We start from the raw sequence: 878 nt of genomic DNA, 5'->3' as shown, positions 1-878 counted from the left end.
TTGGCTGCGGTGTGCTGGTTGCTTTTGCCTTGTTTGGGGTGGGCGATTGGTGTTGCCGTTGTTGTTTAATCGCCACTTCTCGGTGGGGTTGGCGGCCTGATTCTGTGGCTTTGTGGGCATAGTTAAAGGGCGCAGTCGCCCGCCGGTACTAGGTTTCTTTCTGTAGGCAGTTTTGTTGCGAACTTTTTACAGAAAGGAACGGAAAGGTCCATGACGTTGACTACGCCCGAAATTCAAAATATCAGACTTCTTGCCGATGTGGAAGGTTATTCCTGCCGGGAGATCGCTGTTACGACTGGCAGGTCCCGTAATACGGTAAAGAAGTATCTCGATCAGGAGGATTTTTCTCCATCCCCGCCGAAGGCGACGCCTAAGCCGGGGTCGAAGGTTCTTGACCAGTCGCTGCAGGAGGTGATTGTGTCTTGGCTGGAAGATGATTTACGCCGTTCGAAAAAGCAGCGTCATACTGCTAAAAGAATTTTCGACAGGCTATGCCAGGAGCATGGTTATGCTCATTCCTACAGCCCGGTGTCCCGGTTTGTTAAGGCATGGAGGAATGAGCACCGTGACCGGTCGCAGGGGTTTGCCCCACGTGTTGCACAAGAAGGCACTATTGAGGTGGACTTCGGCCAGGCTAAGGTTGTTATTGCTGGTGAGGAAGTTACTGCGCATATGCTTATTGTGTCTTTTCCGTATTCCAATATGCGCTTTGGGCAGCTGTTTCTCGGCGAAACTGCCGAATGTGTGGTCGATGGTTTGATAAACGTCTGTGACTACATCGGTGGTGTTCCCCGTGAGATGGTCTTTGATAACGCCACTGGTATCGGCCGTCGGTTTGGCGAGGTAATTAAGACCTCTGATCTGTTTGGAAAGTTCTG

The 878-nt window shown here is 51.3% G+C and carries 1 protein-coding gene; it reads left to right on the top strand.

Going from position 1 to position 878, the window contains the following annotated elements:
• Nucleotides 1–210 precede the first annotated feature (210 nt).
• Nucleotides 211–878, top strand: a 668-nt coding sequence (locus tag F4V58_RS00005) for a transposase (RefSeq protein ID WP_487246626.1), incomplete at its 3' end; no start/stop codon positions are given.

It is taken from the genome of Corynebacterium phocae, from assembly GCF_008693075.1.
GTDB lineage: Bacteria > Actinomycetota > Actinomycetes > Mycobacteriales > Mycobacteriaceae > Corynebacterium > Corynebacterium phocae.
This window is presented reverse-complemented; position numbering and strand designations above follow the sequence as displayed.